The sequence below is a fragment of the Tepidibacillus fermentans genome (assembly GCF_004342885.1).
Classification (GTDB): Bacteria; Bacillota; Bacilli; order Tepidibacillales; family Tepidibacillaceae; genus Tepidibacillus; species Tepidibacillus fermentans.
In genome coordinates this window covers 22,422-47,146 of record NZ_SMAB01000014.1, presented here as the reverse complement: position 1 = coordinate 47,146, position 24,725 = coordinate 22,422, and the positions used below count along the sequence as shown (strand labels likewise).

Here is a 24,725-nt window from a genome sequence, read left to right as displayed (position 1 = left end):
TTTTATTTTCCTAACGACAACTCTGGGGTATTTTTTTATTACATAGCTGCATAATGAGGTCAAATGGTTAATTTACTACATGCACAAATGTGCACAGTTTTTTAGGAGGCTTATCAAATGCAAGGTAAAGTAAAATGGTTTAATGCAGAAAAAGGTTTTGGATTCATCGAAGTTGAAGGTGGAAACGACGTATTCGTACATTATTCAGCTATCCAAGGCGAAGGTTTTAAGACATTGGAAGAAGGCCAAGAAGTTAGCTTCGATATCGTTGAAGGTAACCGCGGACCTCAAGCTGCTAATGTTGTAAAACTATAATATATATAGCAATATATATTGAAGAAAGAGCCAACATCATGGCTCTTTCTTTTTTCAATCACATCATCTTTTGTCTTCCTTAGCTTTACATCTCGTCCATTTGCTTTTTTTCAGGTAGGAGTTTTATGATGTTTATGGAAGATCGCAAATCTATAAGAATGGAGTGTTCATATGGAGGTAAAGTTTTTAGAATCATTTGATGGGCTAATTGAAAAATATACAGAATTACTACTTGGCGAAAGTAATGAGGAATTAAAAGAAAAAGTAAAAGTTTGGGCCTTATATAATCATATTTCTAAAACAATGCCAGCATTAACGAATCACTGGGGAGGATCGTTCCCAGAAGAGAGAGAAGTTATTAAAGGTCTTTATGCTGAAATCAAAAAATTAAATGAAGAATACAGAAGCCAAGTAAAAAATAATCAGAATAAGTAACCACGATTTGATGACAGAGTTGTTCGAGTCAAAATAAAAAGGGGGCTAAATTCAGAGCTTCTTGGACAAAACTAGGGCTGGAATTAGCTAATCTTAAGGTTTTAGTAAACTTCACAATATATCGTATTTTTATAAAGAAGTTTTTATGAAATCTAAGACGATCAAGTAATACAGTAGATCAATAGGTTGACAATGTATTGCGTAGATTTAAAGGGAAAGACTAGATTCGAGATTTATGTTAAAAAGTAGGGGAAGGATAAATAAGTTAGGAGGATTTTTTTCTGTAATTGTGGAACAACATAGTAAAAAAGTTTTCTATTCTTTTATTGGGGGATAATCATGAAAACGATACGTGATCCTGTCCATAATATTATTCAATTTGATAAGAATGAAGAACGATTATTATTAGATCTAATTGATACTCTAGATTTTCAACGATTAAGACATATCCGGCAATTGGGATTAACGTCTTTTACCTTTCCAGGAGCAGAACATACTCGTTTCACCCATTCCTTAGGTGTTACACATGTCATGAAACGCTTACTGGATAAGCTAACAAGTTTAAAAGGGGATAATATTCAGCCATTCATTCATGAGTTGAAGGAGCATCGATTACTAGCCCTTACTGCTGCATTATTACATGATATCGGCCACGGTCCATTCTCACATGTACTTGAAAAAACAACAAAAATCAGGCATGAAAAATGGACAATTGCCATTATCCTTGGTGATACAGAAATCCATCAGGTTCTTGAAAATTATCGACAAGGCTTTGCGCAAGATGTTGCTGATGTGATTCAACGTACTCATTCATCAAGAGCACTAGTAAAGTTGTTGTCTAGTCAATTAGATGCAGATCGAATCGACTATTTATTAAGAGATTCAAAAATGACAGGTGCAGGATACGGATATTTTGATCTTGAATGGTTAATTCATGTTTTGCGGATCGGAGAAGTTAATGGTGAGATTGAAGTAGGTTTAGATAAAGACAAAGGTCTTAGTATTGCTGAAGATTTTGTAATGGCTCGATATTATATGTACGTCAATGTTTATTATCATAAAACGAGTAGAAGTGCAGAATTATTAATCGATCGAATTTTTGAACGAGCGATTGAGTTAAATAAAGAAGGTAAATTAGAATTACCAAACGACCTATATGAGATACTGATTAATGGACTTAACCCAAAAACAATTAAAAATTATCTTGGACTTACCGACAATACTATTTGGTTCTATATTTATCAATGGAAAGATCATCAGGACCCGATTTTAAGTGATCTATGTTCTAGATTCGTTCATCGAAAACTATATAAAACAGTCCCCATCGATCAAATGAATGAAATGGCTCTATTCGAAAAAGTTTTAGCTTTATCCAAAGAAAAAGGGATTCCCCATCAGTATATATATCTAAAAGATGAGGCCATTATCAGCTCTTATGAGGATGATTATATCCTTCGAAATGAAAGTTCAAGCAATAAAAAGGTAGCAACAGAGCAAATTATTCTCTTTGATAAAAAAGGAAACTATGAAGAGTTATCAAATATTTCTGATACAATACGACAAATTCGTAATAAAAAAATATTTATACCTCGGATTTTCATGCCAGAAGAATATATCAAAATGATTCTAAAAAAATAAAAATCGAAAAGTCATTCTACGTAAGTAAAATTGAATCCATTTTTAAATAGACCTTTCTAACTAGATTTGGAAAGGTTTTATTATTTTTTTAAAAAACAAGATGTGTTGTGATAATGGTTTGTGATAAAATAAATTTTAAAATTTGCAAAATATTCGGGAGGATCGGAAGAATGAGTCAGGTACAAATTAAAGATATTATCATTGCAAATCAAGCCTTAAAAGATGTCGTTTCCAAGACACCTCTTCAACGAAATGAAATCTTATCCAATCGATACCAATGTAATTTGTTTATAAAACGAGAAGATTTGCAAGTGGTAAGGTCTTTTAAAATACGTGGGGCTTACAATTTCATTCAAAGTCTGACAGACGAAGAAAGGGCAAGAGGGGTTGTCTGTGCCAGTGCAGGAAATCACGCTCAGGGAGTTGCTTATTCTTGTCACTTACTGAAGATACAAGGTAAAATTTTCATGCCAACTACCACACCAAGACAGAAGGTTTCACAAGTCATGCGATATGGTGGTTCTTACGTAGAAGTGATTCTTACTGGAGATACTTTTGATGATTCTTATTATGCAGCAAAAAGTTACTGTGAGAAGGAGAATATGGTTTTTATTCATCCTTTTGATGATCCAAGAACGATTGCAGGGCAAGGAACCATTGGTATCGAGATTATGAATGATATGGACGATTCTCTTGATTATCTGTTTGTTGGTGTAGGTGGTGGAGGATTAGCAGCTGGGATTGGGTCATATATAAAGAGTATAAGCCCATCTACCAAAATCATTGGTGTAGAACCAGCGGGAGCTCCTGGAATGAAACGATCTTTTGAACAAAATCATGTCGTTACCTTAGAGTTTATTGACAAATTTGTAGATGGTGCAGCAGTGAAGCAGGTGGGGGAACTCACATTTAAAATTTGTAAAGAAACATTGGATGATATTGTCTTAGTTCCAGAGGGAAAAGTTTGTACTACAATTCTAGAATTGTACAATGAGAGTGCAATTGTTGTTGAACCTGCTGGAGCACTCTCGATTGCTGCCTTAGATTTTTATCGAGATAAAATTAAGGGCAAAAATGTCGTGTGTATTATAAGTGGTGGCAATAATGATATCGATCGGATGCAAGAAATTAAAGAACGATCCCTGATTTATGAAGGGCTTAAGCATTATTTCATAATTAATTTTCCACAAAGAGCTGGTGCACTTCGAGAATTTATTGATGAAGTTTTAGGTGTAAATGATGACATTACACGGTTTGAATATACCAAAAAAAATAACAAAGATAATGGCCCTGCTTTAGTAGGAATTGAGTTAAAAAATAAAGAAGATTACCATGCTCTAATTGAACGAATGAATAATAAAGGTGTTTCTTATATTGAAATTAATAAGGATGAAAAATTATTTAACTTGTTAATTTGATTGTGTAACCTACATCTAATCAAAAAAGATAACACATTTGATACATAAAATCTTTACAAGATTATGGTATGATAAAATAAGAGAATCGAACTTATAAAAAATGAACCTTTCTATCATCAGAATAGATTGGTTTTTTCTTTTATTCGATCACTAACCGGAAAAGGAGTAGAGTGATGCCAACGAATGAGCTCTTTTTTGATAAGAAAATAAAATGCCTCTATTGTGATCATGAATTTACTACTCCTCGTATTCGTCAAAGGCAGATACGAATGATAAAACAGGATGCAGATTTTTGTCCATATTTTAAAGGGGAGAATCCTCTGTTTTATGAAGTAAATGTCTGTCCTCATTGCGGTTTTGCCTTTACTGATCGCTTTTCAGCCATTCTAGATAAAAAGCGGAAGAACCTTAAAGAACAGTATATTGATAAGATTAAAATTCCAAAAGCATGTGAAGAACGAACCATTGAATGTGCAATACGATTTTATAAACTGGCTCTATTTGCAGCTACGTTATTAGATCAAAGTCTGTTAATTCAAGCTAATCTTTGTATGAGAATTGCATGGTTGAACCGTTATCATAATAACGAACAAGAAGAGAAACGTTTCTTACGAAATGCGTTGGATATTTATCTTGAAGTATATCAACGAGAGAATTTGGATCGAATTGAGATGGATAAGTACTTATTGATTTACATGATTGGGGAGTTATATGGTCGCTTAGGAGAATATGAAAAGATGAGAAGGTGGTTTAGTATATTACTTTCTGATCAAATGACGACTCCTAAAGTTTTGGAAATAACACGAGAACGTTGGAGAGAATATAAAATGCAGCATGATTTAGAAGGAGATATTGAGAATCGGTAGATCGAGAAACTAAAGGAGATAAAAAATGTTCACATATGAGCAAAGAGTAAGGTTAGAATTAGAAGAATGGAAAAGAAAAATGACGAAAAAACCTAGTATTGTCAATCAATTAACAAAGGGAATCCAAGGTAAAATTAATCAATGGATGCCAGAACAAGTGCAGTCTTTTATTACGAAAAGCATCAAACATATGGTTCAAGGGGTTTTAATTGGTTCTGAATATATCACAAAAGAACCATTACTTCTTGACGTATCGCTAGAAGGGAGGGAAAGACGGGTCATTGAACGTTTAGATTTTTATAAAAAACTTGCAGCCGCTGAAGGCGCAGGCACTGGGGCAGGAGGCATCTTACTAGGTTTAGCTGATTTCCCTTTGTTGTTAGGAATCAAAATGAAATTTTTGTTTGACACGGCGGTTATCTATGGATTTGATATTAGCAAATACACGGAAAGGCTATATATCCTTTATCTTTTCCAACTAGCATTTTCAAATGATCAGCGAAGACGCGAGATCTACTACCTAATTAGGACTTGGGAAGAGACTATACAATTATTGCCTCGCCATTACGATGAGATGGATTGGAAGACGTTTCAACAAGAATATCGGGATTATTTAGATATTGCTAAGTTATTGCAATTGGTTCCTGGAATCGGTGCCGTCATTGGTGCATATGTGAATTATCAATTATTAGATACACTTGGAGAGACGGCAATGAATGGTTATCGGTTACGGATTTTGAATTAGGGATTGTAAAAAGAAATTCTTTATGTTTCATCTGCAGGTAATTGATCATAGAACTCTTACTTCTCTTCCTTGTAACACAACCCCTTTACAATCCATAAGACCAATTTACACCAAGGCAAATTACAAACCAAACGTTTTTCATTTCTTTTCATGAATTTTACCTTACAACTCGATCCATTGTAACATAACCACAGAAATAATTCTTTATTTTTTCTTAAAGAGTTGATTGAGTGAGAGTTTTTTATTGCAGAATTAGGACATATCTTGTACAATTGATTCAAAAATAGAAAATATGAAAGTCCTTCGGGGTTGGGTGTAATTCCCTACCGGCGGTGATCAATTATTTGTAGTCCGCGACCCAATGATCAACTGGTCATTGGTTGATTCGGTGAGATTCCGAAACCGACAGTTACAGTCTGGATGGGAGAAGGAAGTGGAACAATTGTCAATTGGTAGTTAATGGAATCTTTAGAGTTTTCATTTAATGAAGAACGTATAGCGAATTTTGGAACTTAACTGATTGTTTGTTTACCACTGTACATCAAACCCTGAAGCAACAGCTTTAGGGTTTTTTAATTTTTCGGAAGAGAAAGGAGGTTATCATCTTTATGAATGATCAGTATTATATGCAATTAGCGATAGATATGGCCCAAAGGACAAAAGGCCAGACTTCACCGAATCCAATAGTTGGAGCGGTTGTTGTGAATAACGGAAGAATTGTTGGATTGGGAACACATCTAAAAGCTGGGGAACCTCATGCTGAAATCCACGCCCTCAATATGGCGGGAGAAATGGCGAAAGGAAGCACTCTTTACGTAACCCTTGAACCATGTAGCCACTATGGTAAGACTCCACCTTGTGCTGAACGAATCATTAAAGAAAAAGTAAAAAGAGTAGTTATTTCCAATGTTGATCCCAATCCTCTTGTAGCGGGTAAAGGAATTGAACTCATGAAAAATGCTGGAATCGAGGTCGTTGTTGGGGTTTTAGAGAAAGAAGCAAAAAGATTAAACGAAACTTTTTATAAGTATATAACGAGTCAAAGACCATTTGTAACTGTAAAAACAGCAATGACTCTAGATGGCAAAATTGCAACCTTTACGGGAAACAGCCAATGGATTACTGGAGAAAAAGCTAGAAGATATGTACATCAGTTACGTCATGAACATGACGCAATTATGGTTGGAATTGGAACCGTGTTAAAAGACAATCCCTCTCTAACAGTAAGAATGGAACAACTAGGTATCCAACCAATTCGAGTCGTTATTGATACAACATTAAAAATTCCAATGGATTCAAAGCTGATTCTCGATCAACAAGCACCAACTTGGATTTTTACAACAGAACAAGCGTCGGAAGAAAAAGTAGAAAAATTAAAGGATATGGGAATTAAAGTCGTTCAAACAAAAGGCGATAAAGATGTTCCATTAAAAGAGGTGCTCCATTATTTAGGAAGAAATCAGATCACTTCTGTGCTAGTAGAAGGTGGTTCATCACTGGTCGGTCGCTTATTTGATGAACGATTAATTGATAAATATATTGCTTTTATCGCACCAAAATTAATTGGTGGTAGCAGTTCGCTAACAAGTATAGGTGGTAAAGGGATCGAAAATATGTCTGATGCGGTGCAATTAATTGATATTACAATTGAAAGATACGAAAATGACATATGTATTACAGGATACCCTTCTTATCAAGGGATGGAGGAAAAATAGTATGTTTACAGGATTGGTTGAAGAAGTAGGGATAATTAAAGCAATGAAACGTTCCGGAGATTCAATGGTTCTTACAATTGAAGCGAGGCAAATCCTTGAAGATGTATCAGTCGGTGATAGTATTGCCGTAAATGGAATTTGCTTAACTGTGACTAGTTATCAAGCTACTTCATTCACTGTGGATGTAATGCCAGAAACGATCTATAAAACCAACCTACGAGAATTAAAGGTTCATAGTTTCGTGAATTTAGAAAGAGCCATGACACCAAGTCGCCGATTTGGGGGTCACTTTGTAGCAGGACATGTAGATGGCATCGCTACTCTTATCGAGAAAAAAACAATCGATAATGCGGTCTACTTTACATTTGAAACGGAATCGTCGTTGTTGAAATATATGATTCCCAAGGGATCGATTGCAATAGATGGGATCAGTTTAACATTGGTCGATGTGTCAAGTCGCTCGTTTACCGTCTCCATTATTCCTCATACATTCCAACAAACGAATTTATCAACGAAACAAATTGGTCAATCGGTAAATATTGAAGTAGATATGATTGGTAAATTTGTTGAAAAATATGTCATGAATTTCTTGAATTATCGCGACCAAGTAAAACAAAAAATAACCGAATCATTTCTAAAAGAAAATGGGTTCCTATAAGGAACTTACCAATCAGGGGAGGAGATAGAAGTGTTTCACTCAATTGAAGAAGCCATTGAAGACTTGAAACAAGGCAAAATCATCATTGTGGTTGATGACGAAGATCGTGAAAATGAAGGTGATTTTCTTGTACTTGCGGAAAAAGCTACTCCCGAGACCATTAATTTTATGATTAAAGAAGGCCGAGGATTGGTTTGTGTGCCAATTACCGAAGAAAGAGCTCATCAATTAGATCTACCACAGATGGTACAACAAAATACTGATAACCACGGGACGGCTTTTACCGTATCTATTGACTTTAAAGATACGACAACAGGTATCTCTGCCTTTGAGCGAGCTAGAACAGTTCAAGCTTTGATCGACCAAAATGTAATATCAACGGACTTCCGTCGACCAGGCCATATCTTTCCACTTGTTGCCAAAGAAGGTGGAGTACTAAGACGAGCAGGTCATACCGAAGCAGCAGTTGATTTAGCGATTTTGGCAGGAGCATATCCAGCAGGTGTCATTTGTGAAGTGATTAAAGAGGATGGAACGATGGCACGAGTACCAGAATTACTCGAGATTGCAAAAAAATTCAACCTAAAAATAATCACGATTGCCGATCTTATTCATTATCGGAATCAAAGAGAAAAACTTGTTCATAAAGAGGTAGAAGTAAACCTGCCCACAGAGTATGGCGATTTTCGGATTGTTGCTTATACAAATGATTTAGATAATAAGGAACACCTCGCACTCGTAAAAGGGGAAATTCGTGGTGATCAACCAGTTTTGGTTCGTGTTCATTCTGAATGTTTAACTGGGGACGTTTTTGGATCGTATCGTTGTGATTGTGGCCCCCAACTTCACGCCGCACTTCGGCAAATCGAAGAAGAAGGAAAAGGGGTTCTATTATATATGCGACAAGAGGGACGAGGGATTGGCTTAATTAACAAATTGCGAGCCTATCAGCTACAGGATCAGGGTTATGATACCGTAGAAGCCAATCACAAATTAGGATTTCCGGCAGATTTGCGAGATTACGGGATAGGTGCACAAATCTTAAAAGATTTAGGCATACGAAAGATTCGCTTATTAACCAATAACCCCAGAAAAATAAAGGGACTTGAAGGATATGGTCTAGAAGTTGTAGAGAGAGCTCCGCTAATTATTGAACCGAACAGAAACAATCTTCATTATCTAAAAACAAAGAAAAGCAAACTTGGACACTTATTAAATATTTAAAAAAGAAAGGGTAGATGAAAATGGCAAAGATTTATGAAGGACATTTAGTTGGAAAAGGGTTACGTATTGGGATTGTGGTTTCTCGTTTTAACGAATTTATTACGAGTAAATTATTAAGTGGTGCAAAAGATTCATTGATTCGTCATGGGGTTGACGAAGATCATATCGAAGTCATGTGGGTTCCAGGGGCTTTTGAGATTCCTCTTGCGTCAAAAAAAATGGCCAATTCCAAACGATATAATTCCGTGATAGCACTAGGTGCTGTGATTCGAGGAGCTACTCCTCATTTTGATTATGTGGCAGCAGAAGTTTCAAAAGGAATAGCTGCCATTAATTTACAATCTGATGTTCCTGTAATCTTTGGTGTTCTAACAACGGATTCGATCGAACAAGCAATTGAACGTGCAGGAACAAAAGCAGGGAATAAAGGTTGGGAAGCAGGTTTAACAGCAATTGAAATGGCTAATGTATTAAAAAAATTCGATGAAAAAGAATAGACATATGGAATAAAAGCAATATGTAAAATAAAATGAAGATATTAAAAAAATGACCTAATAAAAAAGGAAAATGGAAGTGAGTTCTAGAACAAATTATAAAGGAGGGAGTTTTTGATATAGGAGGATAAGATGAAAAAACGATTATTTCTATTTGGAATACTTTTCTTGATCATTACTTCTTTTATCGGTTGTGGTAATGAAACTACACCGCAAGATCGCTTCCAAGCTTTTATTAAAAGTTGGGGAAATCAAGATTTTGCAGGTATGTATGACCTTACCTCACAATCAACTCAGCAAAAAATTAAAAAGGAAGAATTTGTTAAGCGGTACCAGACCATTTATGGCGAACAGGGTATCGAGGTTAGCCAATTGGATGTAAAATTTCAAACTCCTAAAGAAGAAGTGAAGCCTAATGAAAAGGGAGAAATCATCTTTCCCTATTCTGTAAAAATGAATACGTTAGCAGGGCCCTATGAGTTTACAGGAAAAGCGAAATTAGTCAAAGAGAAACGGGAAAAAGAAGAAAATTGGTATGTTGTCTGGGAGCCATCAATGATATTAGCTGGGATGAAAGAAGGAGATCGAGTAGGTGCGCGTATTCTTCCAGCAGCACGCGGACAAATCCTAGATCGTAATGGAGCAGGGTTAGCGGTTAATGACTCAGCTATTTCGATTGGTGTTATCCCAGATAAATTAGGAACAGACGTGGCAATAAAAGAGAAAATTGCTCAATTGTTGGGAATTTCTATCGACCAAATCAATAAATCATTAGAGGAACCATGGGTGAAGCCAAACCTGTTCGTTCCAATAAAAATTATTGCAAAAGATCAAAAAGCAAAGCTCGATCAGCTTACAAAACTTCCAGGAGTATCAAGTCAAGAAGTCCCTGTTCGCTATTATCCATATAAAGAGATCATTGCCCACCTAATCGGGTACGTTGGAAACATTACGGCTGAGGAATTACAAAGCCTCAAAGATAAAGGTTATTCCCAATCGGATTTAGTTGGGAAATCTGGTTTAGAAAAAATTTTTGAGGAAAAATTAAGAGGAAAAAATGGTGGAGAGATATTTATTATTGATGGAAAAACAAACGCACACAAAGTCATAGCCAAATTAGACCCAATCGACGGAGAAAATATTCAATTGACTATTGATATTAACCTGCAAAAAGAGATATATGGTCAATTTCAGAAGGATTCTGGTACTGCTGTGGCAATACATCCAAAGACGGGTGAAGTTTTAGCCTTAGTAAACAGTCCATCGTTTAATCCCAATGATTTTGTTTTAGGAATTTCACAAAAACAATGGAAAGCGTTGAATGAGGATCCCAAAAAACCTTTGATTAATCGTTTTGCTCAAACTTATACCCCTGGTTCTGCATTCAAACCAATTACTGCTGCAATTGGTTTAAAAACAGGAGTTATTCAACCTGATCAGACGAGAGATATAAAGGGATTGTCATGGCAAAAAGATGAATCATGGGGGAATTATTTCATTAAAAGAGTTACAGATCCAGAAAAACCAGTCAATCTGAAAGATGCTCTCATCTATTCAGATAACATTTATTTTGCACAAACGGCTTTGGATATTGGGGAAGATCGATTTTTAATCGAAGCGAAAAATTTCGGGTTTTTAGAATCATTACCGTTTCCTTTTCCAATTACTAGATCTAAACTGGTTGCTAAAGATAACTTTCAAAACGAAATCCAATTAGCAGATACCGGATATGGGCAAGGGGAAGTAATGATGAATCCATTGCATTTAGCCATTGCCTATACTCCATTTCTTAATAACGGTGATCTCTTGAAACCAACCCTAATAAAGGGTGAAAATGATTCGAAGATTTGGAAAGATAATTTATTCACAACAGAGGCAGCGAATACCATCTTTCAAGACTTAATTCAAGTTGTGGAAAATCCGAAAGGCACAGCATATCAACCAAGGGTTTCTGGAATAAAGATCGCTGGAAAAACAGGTACCGCCGAAATAAAAGGAAAACAAGGGGAGACGGGAATAGAAAACGGTTGGTTCATTGCTGTAAACACCGACAATCCACGTCTTATGATCGTTATGATGATCGAAGATGTACAAAATCGAGGTGGGAGCCATTATGTCGTTTCCAAAGTAAAAAATATTTTTCAACATAAGGAACTTTATCCTAAAGAATAAAAAATTCGTGTGAATTGAGATGCTCAGTCTTTTTGACTGGGCAATTCATTTCTAAAATAAAAACAACAACAGCCTAGTTCTAATATCGATTTTCCTATTCGTCTTCAAAAGCTCGATCGATCACAAGTTTCGTTACGGGAGTATAGTCGCCTTTCTCTATTTCCTCAGGAGTTGCATCTTTTTCTAAATCATCCATTTCTATACTAGGGGCAATGGTCGGTTTTTTGTTATTGTTTGTTCTTTTTCTTTTTTTATCCATATATGTATGATTCCTCCTTGAATAAAAATTTACCCTTTTTGTCAAAAATTTATTCAATCTTCTCTAAAAAATACGGTATGATAATCAAGGAAGGATAAAAAGAATTCTTGAATGAAAAGCAGGGAAAATAATGAACTCAGTACCACAATTATTCGTTCAAACACCTATCAATTTTCGACCAGATCGCCACTATCCATTGCTCTTTTCTATCCATTGGCGACATGGAAATGCAATTAGCTTTATGGATTATTGGAAAACACCGAGAACAAAGACCGATTTTATTATGGCTTTTCCCCAATCATCTCAAATGTGTGCAACCGATGATTATTGTTGGGATGATGAAGAATTAGCAAAGAGAGAACTCCTGGAAGCATATCAGAAAGTAATTCAACAATACCCGATCGATTTAAATCGAATCATCATCGCTGGAGCTTCCCAAGGAGGCAGACTTGCAATTGAAATGGCACTAAGTGGAGAAATTCAGAGTAATGGTTTTATTTCCGTTATTCCAGCTTTTTATGAATTCGATCCTTCTATCCTAAAACAAGCAAATCACTTCAATCTTCGAGGGTATATGATTGCTGGTGAATTGGATCCTTTTACCTCAAAAGCAGTCGAATTTTATCGACATTGTAAAGAAAATGATTTTACTTGTGAGTTAACCATCGAACTAGGTGTTGGTCATGCTTTTCCTGAAAAAGATTTACCAAAAAAATTGGATCAAGCCATCAACTTTGTTTTAAATTAATCATAAAAAGGAGGACAAATGAATGATCATTACCACAACAAATCAGTTAGATGGAAAAACAATTGAAGAGTATTTAGGAATCGTAAGCGGTGAAGCCATCATGGGTGCAAATGTCGTTCGCGATTTTCTTGCAGGAATCACCGATATTATTGGTGGTAGAAGTAGTGCGTATGAAAGTAAACTTGCTGAGGGAAGAGAAATAGCAATCCAAGAAATGAAGGATAAAGCTAAAAGTTTGGGTGCGAATGCAATAGTCGGAGTAGATCTTGATTTTGAAACACTCCGTGATGGAATGATGATGTGCATTGCAACAGGTACTGCAGTAAAGGTGAAATGATGAAATATAACTTAGAGTTGCCTCTATATCATCATTTGTAAAAATTGAATCATTACGTTTTCGTTGGATAAAATGATGAATAGAGGTTACATCTTATGGAATGTAAATAGTTAGAAGTTTTTTAGAAATAATTGACAAACTATTGAGGTCGATGGAACATTTTAGTAGTTAATGATTCTAATTCTTGGGAGGACATTATGAGTATTCACATTGGAGCAAAAGAAGGAGAAATTGCGAAAACAGTTTTATTACCAGGTGACCCACTTCGTGCTAAATTTATTGCTGAAACAATGTTAGAAGATGTAATCCAATACAATGAAGTTCGTGGAATGTATGGATTCACGGGTACATATAAAGGGAAAAGAGTATCTGTGCAAGGAACAGGAATGGGGGTTCCTTCCATCTCCATTTATGTTGATGAGCTGATCAATAGCTATGGAGTAAAGAATTTGATGCGTATTGGAACTTGTGGTTCTTTTCAACCGGATGTAAAAATTCGGGATGTTATTTTAGCAATGAGTGCATCTACTGATTCAAATATCAACAAAATACGTTTTAATGGCTTAGATTTTGCACCAACTGCTAGCTTTGATCTACTAAAAAAGGCTTATGATAAAGCTGTTGAAATGGGAATAAGTGTTAAAGTCGGGAATATCCTTACGTCTGATACATTTTATCATGATGACCCTGATTCTTGGAAACTATGGGCAAAGTTTGGAGTACTTGCTGTTGAGATGGAAACGGCAGCACTCTATACTCTTGCAGCAAAATATCATGTAAATGCTTTAACTTTACTAACAGTGAGTGATAGTCTAGTATCGGGAGAACTAACCACTGCAGAAGAGCGACAAAAAACATTTACCAAAATGATTGAAATTGCATTAGAAATAGCTGAATAATAATGATTACGATAAATATGGATTTGGTATTTTCTTAAGGTTATCTCAAAGCAACGTGTGACAATCACATGTTGCTTTTTTTGGTTAGCCCAGCATGGGCGGTAACTTGGTGGTGAAAGTCCACTTCAGGTTTGGCAGTAGGAACTGTTAGCTGATGGCAAGGGTGTCTACGGTGACGTAGAATCTGAATGAAGCCTAAGGCAAAATCCCGAACTGACGAACAGAAACTGTATATGAGGCTGTTTGAAGCGGACGAGTTTGCCAAACAAAACGAAGTCCAATACTGCCCGAACTCCAAGCAGTAAATACAGCAGTAACATGGGACGAAGGTTGCCGTTCCTTACCTGGGGAGGTCTGGATGATATGTCCAGCATGAGAATGAACTTTATGAGAATGAACTTTCTCACTGGGTAACCTATACTGCAAGGTATAGCTGAACATCCAGAAGTCAGTTCAAGTCATAGTACCATTGGAACCTTTTCGAAAGATAAGTCGAGGGAAGGACTTGACGATAACTAAAGGAGCTGTTGGGAGGGCAAGTCATGAAGATAGCTGCCAACCTTACATAGGGACTACCTAACTGAGGATAGAGTGGAACTCGAAAGTAGAAGTTAGGAGAGCTTAGTGAATCCTACGCCCAATACATGAGTACAACTCGCTTATTTGGTTATCAAACCGCCGTGTACGAGACCCGTATGTCCGGTGGTGTGAGAGGACGGGGTTTAGTCCCCCTCCTACTCGATTTGTGATTAAAGGGGATTTAACATGGGAAAGAATTCATATTATTGTCACAAAAGAACTTAAAATCAATCTTAACCAAAAAAAATTATATGATAATATAAAACTATAAAATAACAATCATTACTTACTTCAAATAACCTCAACAAAAGACTTCTTAAACGCAATAGCTAATCATAATTCGACTTCTTTGATTAATAAATTCTATTCCTATCCGAAAAAAATCACCACTCACAAACAATTTACAGAATGATGAAGTTTAGATACAAAAGACATGAAAGACTATAACGAGAATATATTAAAGATAAATGAATTCTAGTCTATCTTAAAAACAAAAATAATTTACATAATGTTTTTAATTCATAAAAGTTAAAGGAGGGTATGATCTCATAAACAAAACAGAAATAGAAGTTCATTTTTATATATTGGGGGGGGAAGAATGAAGAAACTTTTAATCTTAGGAGCTGGCACAGCTGGCACGATGATGGCAAATCATCTAAATAAGAAACTAAACAAAAATGAATGGTCGATTACAATTATTGACCAAGATGAAAAACATTACTATCAACCAGGTTTTCTTTTTATACCATTTGAAATTTATTCTGAAAAAGATGTAATTAAGGAAAAAAGAAGATTTTTGCCTCCAGGTGTTGAGTTTATTCAATCTCCTATACAGATCATCGAAGCAGAGAAGAATCAGGTTAAGTTAAATGACGGTAAAATCATTCCCTACGATATTTTAATTATTGCTACTGGATGTAGAATTGTTCCCTCGGAAATTGAAGGACTTGATGAAGGTTGGAGAAAAAATATCTTTGATTTCTATACCTTTGATGGATCAGTTGCTTTAAGAAATAAATTGAAAGAGTGGAAGGGTGGTAGATTAGTTGTTCATTTGGCAGAAATGCCAATTAAATGTCCAGTAGCCCCATTAGAATTTCTATTCCTTTCCGATTGGTTCTTTGCAAAAAAAGGAATTCGTAAAGATGTGGATATTACTTACGTTACACCTTTGGGAAGTGCGTTTACAAAACCAAGAGCATCGGCAGTTCTAGGGAATCTATTTGTGACAAAGAATATTCATATTGTACCAAATTTTAACGTTAGCCATGTGGAAGCAGACCAAAATAAACTCGTATCCTTAGATGGTAAAGAAGTAGAGTATGACCTTTTGGTAACGATCCCAACAAATATGGGAGATGAGATGATTGAACGCTCTGGTTTAGGTGACGAATTAAATTTTGTTCCAACAGATAAACATACTTTGCAGTCGAAAAACTATGAAAATATTTTTGTAATCGGTGATGCAACCGATATTCCAGCTTCTAAGGCTGGTTCTGTTGCCCATTTTGAGGCTGAAATATTAACAGAAAATATTATAAGTTTCATCAATAACAAACCATTAGAAGCCAAATTTGATGGACACGCAAATTGCTATATTGAATCTGGTTATAACAAAGCTTTTCTAATTGATTTTAATTATGATGTTGAACCAGTAGAAGGTACATTTCCTCTCGCAGGTATAGGACCATTCTCATTATTAAAAGAAACCAGAATCAATCACTTAGGTAAAATGGCATTTAAGTTTATTTATTGGAATATGCTCCTAAAAGGTATACCGATTCCAACGGTTCCACCGCATATGAAAACTAGCGGAAAGAAACTTTAATTGTATCTATATTCATAGAGAAATTCAGTTTACCTTAAATAAATAATTATATTTTAAGGGGAGGTAAAAATCATGGCTGAAAAGTTAATTGCTGGCTATACGGTAGACGTTAACGAAGAGGGATATCTGACGAATCCGGATCAATGGAACAAGGAGATTGCGGCCGAAATTGCACAAGAACTTGGGCTTGGGGAATTAACGGAAAGACATTGGAAGGTCATTGAATTTTTACAAAATGACTTCAAAGCTAACGGAAAATTACCAACAATTCGCAGAGTGAATAAAGTAGGTGGTATATCTACCAAAGAATTATATGAATTATTCCCAGATGGTCCATTAGTAAAAGCAGCAAAAGTGGCTGGATTGAGCAAACCAGCAAGCTGTGTGTAAATGGGGGAGCAGGATGGCTGAGAATGAAAAAATTAAAAAATTATCCATTGTAATCTCGAAAGGTACACTAGAAGGTGTTTATCCAGGTTTGATTATGGCAAATGGCGCAAGAATGGCTGGTATAGAGGTAAATGTATTTTTCACATTCTTTGGATTAGATGCCATAACCAAAAAGAAAATGAATAACCTTAAAGTTGACACTGTTGGTAACCCTGCATTAGGTATTCCAGCTTTAATTGGTGCTCTACCAGGTATGTCAACATTCGTCACAAATAAGATGAAACAGCAAATGGAAGAACTAGATATTCCACCTGTTCCTGAATTTATTGAAATGATCAGTGATGCAGGCGGTAAGATTTATGCTTGTTTAGCTACTGTTGAGATGTTTAAACTGAAAAAAGAAGACTTTTGCGACCAGTTAGAAGATATTCTTACTGTGGGTGAGTTTTATAATCTATCTGCTGGTGGTCAAATTATTTTTACATGATAAATGTGACGCAAAACTGAGGAAATGAAAGCTTTAGCAAAAAGAACTAGAGATAATGTCTCTGGTTCTTTTTTTAAATCAATGTATGTAGAAAAGAAAAATAAATGCACAGGTACCTACTTCGTGACGTAGGATAAAGGGATATTGAATTATAAGGAGGATTAACGTTTACGATGACAGTGTTTGATCCATACTTCTATTTTAATCCCTATCATCCTGTTTATATCAACCAACGAGTTTATCGGCGGGCTTATGCAGCAATTAAGGGTGGACCTTTAGCTCCTACAATCTCTGGTTTTGTTACTTTTACAAATGTACCAAATGGAACGGAGGTCTATGTAGAACTGCGTGGACTTCCATCCTATCGGCCTGCAAGGGGAAATCAAGACCCTATTGGACCTCATGGATTTCACATTCATATGAATGGCAATTGCACAGAAGGGAATCCACAATCCCCATTTGAAGCAGCCGGTGGCCATTGGAATCCAACGAACCAACCACACGGCAATCATGCAGGAGATTTCCCTGTTATATTCTCCAATGGTGGATTTGCTAGAATGAGTTTCTTTACAAACAAATTTAGAGTAAATGATGTAATTGGTAAGTCAGTCATTCTACATCTTAACCCTGATGATTATAGAACTCAGCCTGATGGTGATGCAGGGAAACGAATTGCTTGTGGAGTAATTGTTGGGGTATAAGAATTAGGTCGTTTGGGGGATTTCTCGACGACCTTTTTACGTATTAAAAATCTCTATATACCGATTAAATAGGAATAAACAAATCTATATTAGTGGATTGCAATTTGAAAAAATTTCAGTGAAAAGTAGGAAAATGAAAAGAAATGTAGAATGAATTATAGATGATATTTGAAATTAAAATTGACATAAAGTGCTTCATAACTTGTTTAGGATAAAAAGGTACATCCGAATAAGTTATAAGTCCTTTTTTTTTAAATAAAAGAAATAGATTGAAATGAACGGAACATAACTTATTCATTTTGATCTGTAGAAAAATTTATTTTCATTGTGCTTTAGAAGGACAAAAGCTTGAGATTCTTTCCCAAAATAACAAAGTATCCTTTTGCATTGTTGGACAAACCAAACCATTGCCTGAGGAATTTAGTATGAGGTATCAAAGTGTCATTGTTTTTGGTAAAATTGGAGAGGTTGAAGGTGAAGAGAAAAGGGTAGGTTTAATTGCATTTTTGGAAAAGTATGCGACTGATAATATGGAAAAGGGAAAGTTGAAGTTGTCGATCATCTTTCAGAAAGGGGAAAAATTCGATTTGCTCTATAAAAATCTAAAGGTCAATATTGAGTTTTTTGATCACAATGGCACATCAATTTGAGTTAAGATTTATTACATATCACTTTGTGAAAGTTGAGAACATAATAATATCAAAATTCTTAAAAGAAAGGTATATCGAGGTGGAAAAATATGAATGAAAGAAAAGCCGTAGTAAGCGTAATAGGAAAGGATCAAATTGGAATTATTGCAAAGGTAACAAACATTTTAGCAGAATACCAAATTAATATTTTGGATATTAGCCAAACCATTCTCCAAGATTTTTTTACGATGATGATGATTGTTGATCTTTCTAATGCAGAAGGAAAGTTGGATCAATTAAGGGAGGATTTAAATAAACTTGGTGAAACTCTTGGTTTAAAAATCAATGTACAGCTTGCTGAAATCTTTAAAGCAATGCATCGTATATAAAAAGGGGGAGTATAAGTGACATTTGCGTTAGAAGAAATGATGGAAACCATCCGAATGGTACAGATGGAAAACCTAGATATTCGAACAGTTACTTTAGGAATAAACCTTAAAAATTGTTATGATTCGAATTTTGAGAAGATGAAAGAGAAAATTTATCAAAAAATTACTACATACGCAAAAGATTTAACCAAAGTGGCTCAAGAAGTAGAAAAAGAGTTTGGGATCCCAATTATAAATAGACGAATTTCTGTTACTCCTATTGCAGAAATATTGGGAAGTTATACAAAAGAACAAGCAGTTGAAATCGCTAAAACATTAGATAAAGCGGCCATCGACTTAGAAGTTGACTTTATTGGTGGTTTTTCCGCATTGGTTTATAAAGGAATGACAAAAAGTGAACTCACCTTAATAGAATCTATACCTGAAGCTTTATCGACGACACAACGAGTTTGCGGTTCAGTATCGGTTGGTACAACAAAGAGTGGAATTAATATGGACGCTGTAAAGTTAATGGGACAAGTGATTAAGCAGTCAGCTGAACTTACTGCTGACCAGAATGGAATCGCATGTGCAAAACTTGTGGTATTCTGCAATCCAGTAGAGGATAACCCTTTTATGGCTGGGGCTTTTCACGGAGTAGGAGAAGGGGAAGCCGTGCTCAATGTTGGTGTTAGCGGACCAGGGGTTGTTTTAAGTGCGTTAAAACGTTATCCTGATGCCGATCTTGGGGAAATTGCAGAAGTGATTAAGAAAACGGCATTCAAAATAACAAGAGCGGGTGAACTCATCGGGAGAGAGGTGGCAAAAAGATTAAATGTTGCTTTTGGGATTATAGATTTATCTTTAGCTCCAACCAATGCCATGAATGATAGTGTTGCTGAGATTTTGGAGGAAATTGGTGTTGAACGTACAGGTACCCATGGCACTATCGCTGCTTTAGCTTTAATGAATGATGCGGTGAAAAAAGGGGGTGCTATGGCTAGTTCATATGTAGGCGGATTAAGTGGCGCATTCATTCCTGTAAGTGAAGATAATGGTATGATCCGTGCTGTAGAAGAAGGGGCTTTAAGTTTACCTAAATTAGAAGCTATGACTAGTGTTTGTTCCGTTGGTTTAGATATGATCGCTCTTCCAGGAGACGTATCGCCTGCAACGATATCTGCTATTATTGCTGATGAAGCAGCTATAGGGATGATAAATAGAAAAACAACTGCCGTTCGTGTTATCCCTGTTCCAGGAAAGTCTGAAGGAGAAAAGGTTGAATTTGGTGGTTTGCTAGGGCGAGCACCAATTATGGGAATTAATCGTTTTTCTTCAGAGAAATTGATTAACCGCGGTGGGCGAATTCCAGCACCCCTACAAGCATTAAACAATTAATCTATCAAGATAAAATTTTCATAGACGGGTTAACCCGTCTTTACTTTTAGTTATAGCTATTCTTCATCAAGTGTTTAGGGGTAACATTGAAAGAAGTTTGGAAGGGAGGGTTACACATTGGAAACTAAGAGAAAAGTGGAAGTTGTTTGTCATCAATCAGAATGGAAGCAACAATTTGATCATGAAGCAAACATCCTAAGAGAGGTATTTGGTAATCTAATTAGTGATATTCACCATATCGGTAGTACAGCTATTCCTGGTATAAAAGCGAAACCGATTATAGACATGTTAATCGAAGTTAAAGAAATAGATGAAGTTGATCATTTCAATGACAAGCTATACCAATTAGGATATATTTCTAAAGGCGAAAACGGAATTGTGAATCGAAGATTTTTCATAAAGGGGGATGAATTTAATCGAACACATCACGTTCACATCTTTCAAACAGGAAATAAAGAGATTGATCGGCACATTCGGTTTAGAGATTATCTTATCAAGCATCCAGATGAAGCAGAATTCTATTCCAATTTGAAAGAAGAACTAGCCAAAAAGTATCCCTATGATATTGAGGAATATATTAAGGGTAAGGATCAATTTATCAAAGTGATTGATCAAAAGGCTGCGAAAGAATATGGGGACGAGGAGGAAGAGAGATAAGCATGGAACAATTCTATGACGGTGAAAAAATACGATTTGCTCTATCAAAAAATAACAGAGTATTCTTTTAATTAACATATTTTATTAAAACTAATTATGGTATAATATGGATGCAATAGATTCGGCTATCAAGGGTGGTCGGCACATCTCCTAAGAGAGGAGGTGATGCCGTGGAAGTAAAGGATGCTTTGACATTGATGTTCATGTTTGGTATGTTCATCCTTTCCTTGCTTTCCTACTTAAAAAAGAAGTAAGACCTCCCTTGAGCTTGGAGGCCAGGAGGTCTTACTTCTTGCCTTTATTATTAGTAGCCGACTGCCATTGAGGCAATCTGTTGTACTGGCCGCAGTTATTCTGCGGTCTTTATAGTATAGACAGAAGTTTTCGAAAATAGAACTACTTGCTATACTAATTTTATCACGACGATTAGAATTTGAAAAGGGAAAAGGAAGTTTTAACCATGTACAAATACAATATCTGTTTTATCAAACTAGAGAATCGAATTCTACTTATAAATCGAGAACAAGCTCCATGGATGGGGAGATGGAATGGCATAGGCGGAAAACTAGAGAAGGGGGAAACACTGAAACAATCCGTCATCAGAGAGGTATTTGAAGAAACAGGAATTTTACTAGATGATGTGGTAGATAAGGGTACCGTCACATGGGAAGTCGATGGAGTACATAAAGGTGGTATGTATTTATTTTTTGCTGAATTACCAAAAGATTATCTCTATCAAGTCCCGAAAAAGACAGAAGAAGGAATCATAGATTGGAAAGAAATTGCTTGGGTTCTTGATCCTGAAAATGAAGGAGTGGCATCAAACATTCCATTCTTCTTACCTAAAATGCTATTCGATGATAAGCAATATGAGCATCTTTGTATTTTTAAAGGTGGACAAATGGTAGGGTATCAAGCAATAGAGAAAACAAAGGATATGGCAAAGTAGATTTCAAAATTGGGAGGAATTATAAGTGTATACAGGTGAAAAAGTGAGATTAAGGGAGTATCGAAAGGAAGATATCGAGCAGGCTCAAATTTATATCAATGATCCAGAGGTAAAACGTTTATTGCATCCAGGGATTCCTTACCTCTATACATTCGAAGATGAACAAAAGTGGTTTGAATCGAATACCGCCACCAAAGACATATATAATTTTGCGATTGAAACAATACCCGACCACAAATATATCGGCGGATGTGGAATAAATAAACTAGATTGGAAAAATAGTGTGGCAGTTGTTGGAATATTTATTGGAGATAAAGAATATTGGGGAAAAGGTTATGGAACCGATGCAATGAAAGTATTGATTCGATTCATTTTCGAACAAATGAACATTCATAAGGTACGATTACATGTGTTTGCTTTTAATAAACGAGCAATAAAAAGTTACGAAAAATGTGGGTTTAAGACGGAAGGAATACTTCGAAAAGAAGTCTATCGTGATGGAGAGTATCATGATGAGATCGTTATGGGAATCCTAAAAGAAGAATATTTTCAGAGTAATGAAAGTAAAAATTAAAAAAACCCTTAAACAATATGTGATCCTATTTAAAGAATAACGAAAAGAATCCGGAGGAAAAAAGATGAGGAAAATATGTATGACCTTCCAAGAAAATACTGACATCAAAGTAGGGGATAAAATAATAGTTAAATTACCCCATGAAACCATTGAACGGGAATTTACTGTAATAAAACTTGATCACAGTTTAAAGAATCTTCCAGTAATCGAATACCAAGGAAAAGAATTACTTATCGATCGTTCAATGATTTTAATAAGTTATTCACCTTCAAATAACGTGGATCAATAATTTAAACAAATGATTTGTGAATCTACTAAATCAGATTATAGATATTAATTCTAAGATAGATCAGAAGATTCCTGAGAAATTAAGTCGATTATATTGTTGGTTTCCTATAAAAATAGTTATAATTTTTATATGGATAATCTTGGATAGGTGAGATGATATGATATGATCTTTAGAATAAATGAATTAGATCTAGTAATGGCCTTATCAAGTGTAATAGACTTGATAGATGAAAACGTAACAGATCATCATAAAAGAGTTGCCTATATTGCGTTCCAGATAGCGAAAGAAATGGGCTTATCAGATAGAGAACAAAGAGAGCTTATACTTGCAGGTGCACTTCATGATATTGGCGCCCTCTCTCTTCAAGAAAGAATTGATCTCACTCGTTTTGAGAAATCTTACGATTATATTCACGCGGAAATTAGTTATTTGTTTTTAAAAAAGTTTCAACCTTTTTATAAAGTTGCTGACATCGTTCGGTATCATCATACCTACTACGTTGATTTGATAAAAGATTCAAATTTACGCCAACAGGTAACAATTTTAAGTCAGATTCTTCATCTTGCTGATCGAATTGAAATTCTGATTAATCGTTCTGAACAGAATATACTAAACCAAGTTAAGGCTATAACTGAAAAGATAAATGAAAATAAAGGTAATATGTTTCACCCAGAGGTAGTTGAAGTTTTTCAAATTTTAGCAAAAAAAGAATATTTTTGGTTTGATTTAATAAGTCCTTTTATTGAGCGAATCTTATCAAATCATATTCGTTCTACTGTGGTTATGTTAGATTTGAATGGGTTATTAGAATTGGGGAAATTATTTTCACAAATCATTGATTTTCGTATCCGGTTTACTTCTACACATTCAAGTGGTGTAGCTGCGACGGCAGAAATGCTGGCTTGCTTAGCAGGGTGTACTGAAGAAAAATGTAAGATGATGAGAATTGCAGGTTACTTCCATGATTTAGGAAAGTTAGCTGTTCCGATTGAAGTACTTGAGAAACCAGGAAAACTTACGGAAGATGAATACAACCTTGTAAAACAACATGTTTATTATACGAAAAGGGTACTAGAACATATGAAAGATATAGAGGAAATTGTCCATTGGGCCTCATCACACCATGAACGGCTTGATGGGAAAGGGTATCCTTTCCATTATGTTGCTAAAGAATTAACATTAGGTTGTAGAATTATGGCAGTTGCAGATGTATTTACTGCAATTACAGAAGATCGTCCTTATCGAAAAGGAATGGATAAAGAAAAAGCGTTAAGTATTTTGGATGATATGGCTTCCAAATCGATGATTGATCCTCATGTGGTTTATCTGCTTCACTCATATTTTGATGAAGTGAATCTGGCTCGTATTGAAGCTCAGGCACAGGCTGAACTTGAATATGAAGAATTCATGAATCAATTAGGATACACTGGGGTGTAAATTTGGAAGGATCTATGGTAAAGAACTAGATAAGGATCGCTCTCAATAAAAATTCTGACTACATTAAGTGAAATTTCAAAAACTTGATGAGAGAAATGGATGGTAACAATACCGAAAGGGGACATTATGTATGTTTCCAATATTTGATTCTCATTTTCATATTATTGATTATCGTTTTTTTAGTTAAAAATCAAGGTTTTCTTCCTAATAACTTTACTATTCAAGATTATTTAAATAGAACACGTAATCTAAACATTACTGGTGGAGCAATCGTTTCTGGTTCTTTTCAGGGGTTTGATCAAAATTATCTTCGTGAAGCCCTAAAAATTCTTGGTCCAAGTTTCGTTGGTGTTACGCAATTACCGTTGGTGGGCATAACAGTAATCAATTATTAAGATATCTCGATTATTCGTAGATTCAAGCAAATCCAAAAATATTATGTGGCTATTCAGATATTACAGCATTAAGTAATGCGATCTACTACCGAATCAGTTTTGTGATGACATATTCAAACAA

Annotated in this window: 29 protein-coding genes, 2 pseudogenes and 1 riboswitch; of the genes and pseudogenes, 29 read left to right on the top strand and 2 right to left on the bottom strand. The window is 35.4% G+C overall.

Annotation, left to right across the window (positions count from 1 at the left end; all coding sequences use genetic code 11):
- Window positions 1-117 precede the first annotated feature (117 nt).
- From cspD to EDD72_RS09000, 11 genes are all read left to right on the top strand, one after another.
- On the top strand, window positions 118-315 hold the full coding sequence (gene cspD, locus EDD72_RS09050; RefSeq protein WP_132769536.1) for a cold-shock protein CspD: 198 nt from the start codon (window positions 118-120) through the stop codon (window positions 313-315).
- A 171-nt stretch (window positions 316-486) separates the two neighbouring features.
- The gene (locus EDD72_RS09045) at window positions 487-750 is read left to right on the top strand and encodes a DUF2573 family protein (protein WP_132769534.1); all 264 of its coding nucleotides are present in this window, start codon (window positions 487-489) and stop codon (window positions 748-750) included.
- Between the two features lie 339 nt (window positions 751-1,089).
- Window positions 1,090-2,388, top strand: coding sequence for an HD domain-containing protein (locus tag EDD72_RS09040; RefSeq protein ID WP_132769532.1), 1,299 nt, complete (start codon window positions 1,090-1,092; stop codon window positions 2,386-2,388).
- 170 nt (window positions 2,389-2,558) lie between these two features.
- Window positions 2,559-3,806 (top strand): threonine ammonia-lyase IlvA, encoded by a 1,248-nt coding sequence (gene ilvA, locus EDD72_RS09035; RefSeq protein WP_132769530.1) that lies wholly within the window; start codon window positions 2,559-2,561, stop codon window positions 3,804-3,806.
- Between the two features lie 173 nt (window positions 3,807-3,979).
- On the top strand, window positions 3,980-4,672 hold the full coding sequence (locus EDD72_RS09030; protein WP_132769528.1) for a DUF2225 domain-containing protein: 693 nt from the start codon (window positions 3,980-3,982) through the stop codon (window positions 4,670-4,672).
- A 25-nt stretch (window positions 4,673-4,697) separates the two neighbouring features.
- Complete coding sequence (locus EDD72_RS09025; RefSeq protein WP_132769526.1) at window positions 4,698-5,417, top strand: EcsC family protein; 720 nt, start codon at window positions 4,698-4,700, stop codon at window positions 5,415-5,417.
- A gap of 295 nt (window positions 5,418-5,712) precedes the next feature.
- A riboswitch (FMN riboswitch) is annotated at window positions 5,713-5,853 on the top strand.
- Between the two features lie 172 nt (window positions 5,854-6,025).
- Window positions 6,026-7,132 (top strand): bifunctional diaminohydroxyphosphoribosylaminopyrimidine deaminase/5-amino-6-(5-phosphoribosylamino)uracil reductase RibD, encoded by a 1,107-nt coding sequence (gene ribD / locus EDD72_RS09020; protein WP_132769524.1) that lies wholly within the window; start codon window positions 6,026-6,028, stop codon window positions 7,130-7,132.
- A gap of 1 nt (window position 7,133) precedes the next feature.
- Window positions 7,134-7,790, top strand: a complete 657-nt coding sequence (gene ribE / locus EDD72_RS09015; protein ID WP_132769522.1) for a riboflavin synthase — start codon at window positions 7,134-7,136, stop codon at window positions 7,788-7,790.
- A gap of 30 nt (window positions 7,791-7,820) precedes the next feature.
- Window positions 7,821-9,014 (top strand): bifunctional 3,4-dihydroxy-2-butanone-4-phosphate synthase/GTP cyclohydrolase II, encoded by a 1,194-nt coding sequence (locus tag EDD72_RS09010; RefSeq protein ID WP_132769519.1) that lies wholly within the window; start codon window positions 7,821-7,823, stop codon window positions 9,012-9,014.
- 20 nt (window positions 9,015-9,034) lie between these two features.
- A complete protein-coding gene (ribH, locus tag EDD72_RS09005) occupies window positions 9,035-9,511 on the top strand; it encodes a 6,7-dimethyl-8-ribityllumazine synthase (protein WP_132769516.1) in 477 nt (158 codons plus the stop codon).
- Window positions 9,512-9,640: 129 nt separating this feature from the next.
- Window positions 9,641-11,680, top strand: coding sequence for a penicillin-binding transpeptidase domain-containing protein (locus tag EDD72_RS09000; protein WP_132769514.1), 2,040 nt, complete (start codon window positions 9,641-9,643; stop codon window positions 11,678-11,680).
- A gap of 94 nt (window positions 11,681-11,774) precedes the next feature.
- Here EDD72_RS09000 and EDD72_RS12585 read toward each other — a convergent pair whose 3' ends face one another.
- The gene (locus EDD72_RS12585) at window positions 11,775-11,939 is read right to left on the bottom strand and encodes a hypothetical protein (RefSeq protein ID WP_165895032.1); all 165 of its coding nucleotides are present in this window, start codon (window positions 11,937-11,939) and stop codon (window positions 11,775-11,777) included.
- 130 nt (window positions 11,940-12,069) lie between these two features.
- Here EDD72_RS12585 and EDD72_RS08995 point away from each other — a divergent pair, with 130 nt between their 5' ends.
- The 3 genes from EDD72_RS08995 to deoD all read left to right on the top strand — a co-directional run bounded on the left by EDD72_RS08995 (window position 12,070) and on the right by deoD (window position 13,923).
- Window positions 12,070-12,687: an alpha/beta hydrolase gene (locus EDD72_RS08995; RefSeq protein ID WP_132769511.1), complete on the top strand. Its 618-nt coding sequence runs from the start codon at window positions 12,070-12,072 to the stop codon at window positions 12,685-12,687.
- A 22-nt stretch (window positions 12,688-12,709) separates the two neighbouring features.
- Window positions 12,710-13,024 (top strand): YbjQ family protein, encoded by a 315-nt coding sequence (locus EDD72_RS08990; RefSeq protein ID WP_132769509.1) that lies wholly within the window; start codon window positions 12,710-12,712, stop codon window positions 13,022-13,024.
- Window positions 13,025-13,221: 197 nt separating this feature from the next.
- On the top strand, window positions 13,222-13,923 hold the full coding sequence (gene deoD / locus EDD72_RS08985) for a purine-nucleoside phosphorylase (RefSeq protein ID WP_132769507.1): 702 nt from the start codon (window positions 13,222-13,224) through the stop codon (window positions 13,921-13,923).
- 195 nt (window positions 13,924-14,118) lie between these two features.
- On the opposite strand, the gene EDD72_RS08980 is transcribed toward deoD, so the two are convergent.
- Window positions 14,119-14,349, bottom strand: coding sequence for a hypothetical protein (locus tag EDD72_RS08980; protein ID WP_132769505.1), 231 nt, complete (start codon window positions 14,347-14,349; stop codon window positions 14,119-14,121).
- 751 nt (window positions 14,350-15,100) lie between these two features.
- On the opposite strand from EDD72_RS08980, the gene sqr reads away from it, so the two are divergent.
- The 15 genes and pseudogenes from sqr to EDD72_RS08910 all read left to right on the top strand — a co-directional run.
- Window positions 15,101-16,330: a type III sulfide quinone reductase, selenoprotein subtype gene (gene sqr / locus EDD72_RS08975; protein ID WP_132769503.1), complete on the top strand. Its 1,230-nt coding sequence runs from the start codon at window positions 15,101-15,103 to the stop codon at window positions 16,328-16,330.
- Between the two features lie 72 nt (window positions 16,331-16,402).
- Window positions 16,403-16,720: a TusE/DsrC/DsvC family sulfur relay protein gene (locus EDD72_RS08970; protein ID WP_132769500.1), complete on the top strand. Its 318-nt coding sequence runs from the start codon at window positions 16,403-16,405 to the stop codon at window positions 16,718-16,720.
- 13 nt (window positions 16,721-16,733) lie between these two features.
- Window positions 16,734-17,207: a DsrE/DsrF/DrsH-like family protein gene (locus EDD72_RS08965; protein ID WP_132769498.1), complete on the top strand. Its 474-nt coding sequence runs from the start codon at window positions 16,734-16,736 to the stop codon at window positions 17,205-17,207.
- Window positions 17,208-17,380: 173 nt separating this feature from the next.
- Window positions 17,381-17,908, top strand: coding sequence for a superoxide dismutase family protein (locus EDD72_RS08960; protein WP_132769496.1), 528 nt, complete (start codon window positions 17,381-17,383; stop codon window positions 17,906-17,908).
- Window positions 17,909-18,207: 299 nt separating this feature from the next.
- On the top strand, window positions 18,208-18,558 hold the full coding sequence (locus tag EDD72_RS13170; protein WP_132769494.1) for a pyridoxamine 5'-phosphate oxidase family protein: 351 nt from the start codon (window positions 18,208-18,210) through the stop codon (window positions 18,556-18,558).
- An 89-nt stretch (window positions 18,559-18,647) separates the two neighbouring features.
- Window positions 18,648-18,926, top strand: coding sequence for an ACT domain-containing protein (locus EDD72_RS08950; RefSeq protein ID WP_132769492.1), 279 nt, complete (start codon window positions 18,648-18,650; stop codon window positions 18,924-18,926).
- Window positions 18,927-18,941: 15 nt separating this feature from the next.
- On the top strand, window positions 18,942-20,303 hold the full coding sequence (locus EDD72_RS08945; protein ID WP_132769490.1) for a PFL family protein: 1,362 nt from the start codon (window positions 18,942-18,944) through the stop codon (window positions 20,301-20,303).
- Window positions 20,304-20,420: 117 nt separating this feature from the next.
- Window positions 20,421-20,960 carry a GrpB family protein gene (locus tag EDD72_RS08940; RefSeq protein WP_132769488.1) on the top strand — a complete coding sequence of 180 codons (540 nt, stop codon included), beginning with the start codon at window positions 20,421-20,423 and terminating at the stop codon, window positions 20,958-20,960.
- 197 nt (window positions 20,961-21,157) lie between these two features.
- A complete protein-coding gene (locus EDD72_RS13040) occupies window positions 21,158-21,214 on the top strand; it encodes a putative holin-like toxin (protein WP_341539473.1) in 57 nt (18 codons plus the stop codon).
- Between the two features lie 206 nt (window positions 21,215-21,420).
- Window positions 21,421-21,909, top strand: coding sequence for an NUDIX hydrolase (locus EDD72_RS08935; RefSeq protein WP_132769485.1), 489 nt, complete (start codon window positions 21,421-21,423; stop codon window positions 21,907-21,909).
- Window positions 21,910-21,934: 25 nt separating this feature from the next.
- Complete coding sequence (locus tag EDD72_RS08930) at window positions 21,935-22,483, top strand: GNAT family N-acetyltransferase (RefSeq protein WP_132769483.1); 549 nt, start codon at window positions 21,935-21,937, stop codon at window positions 22,481-22,483.
- Window positions 22,484-22,547: 64 nt separating this feature from the next.
- Window positions 22,548-22,772: a hypothetical protein gene (locus tag EDD72_RS08925; RefSeq protein WP_132769481.1), complete on the top strand. Its 225-nt coding sequence runs from the start codon at window positions 22,548-22,550 to the stop codon at window positions 22,770-22,772.
- Between the two features lie 162 nt (window positions 22,773-22,934).
- Window positions 22,935-24,209, top strand: coding sequence for an HD-GYP domain-containing protein (locus EDD72_RS08920; RefSeq protein WP_132769479.1), 1,275 nt, complete (start codon window positions 22,935-22,937; stop codon window positions 24,207-24,209).
- A gap of 130 nt (window positions 24,210-24,339) precedes the next feature.
- A pseudogene (locus EDD72_RS08915) lies at window positions 24,340-24,574 on the top strand (amidohydrolase family protein); the annotation flags it as partial.
- Window positions 24,571-24,720, top strand: a pseudogene (locus EDD72_RS08910) (LD-carboxypeptidase); the annotation flags it as partial. The pseudogenes EDD72_RS08915 and EDD72_RS08910, both read left to right, overlap by 4 nt.
- Window positions 24,721-24,725 lie beyond the last annotated feature (5 nt).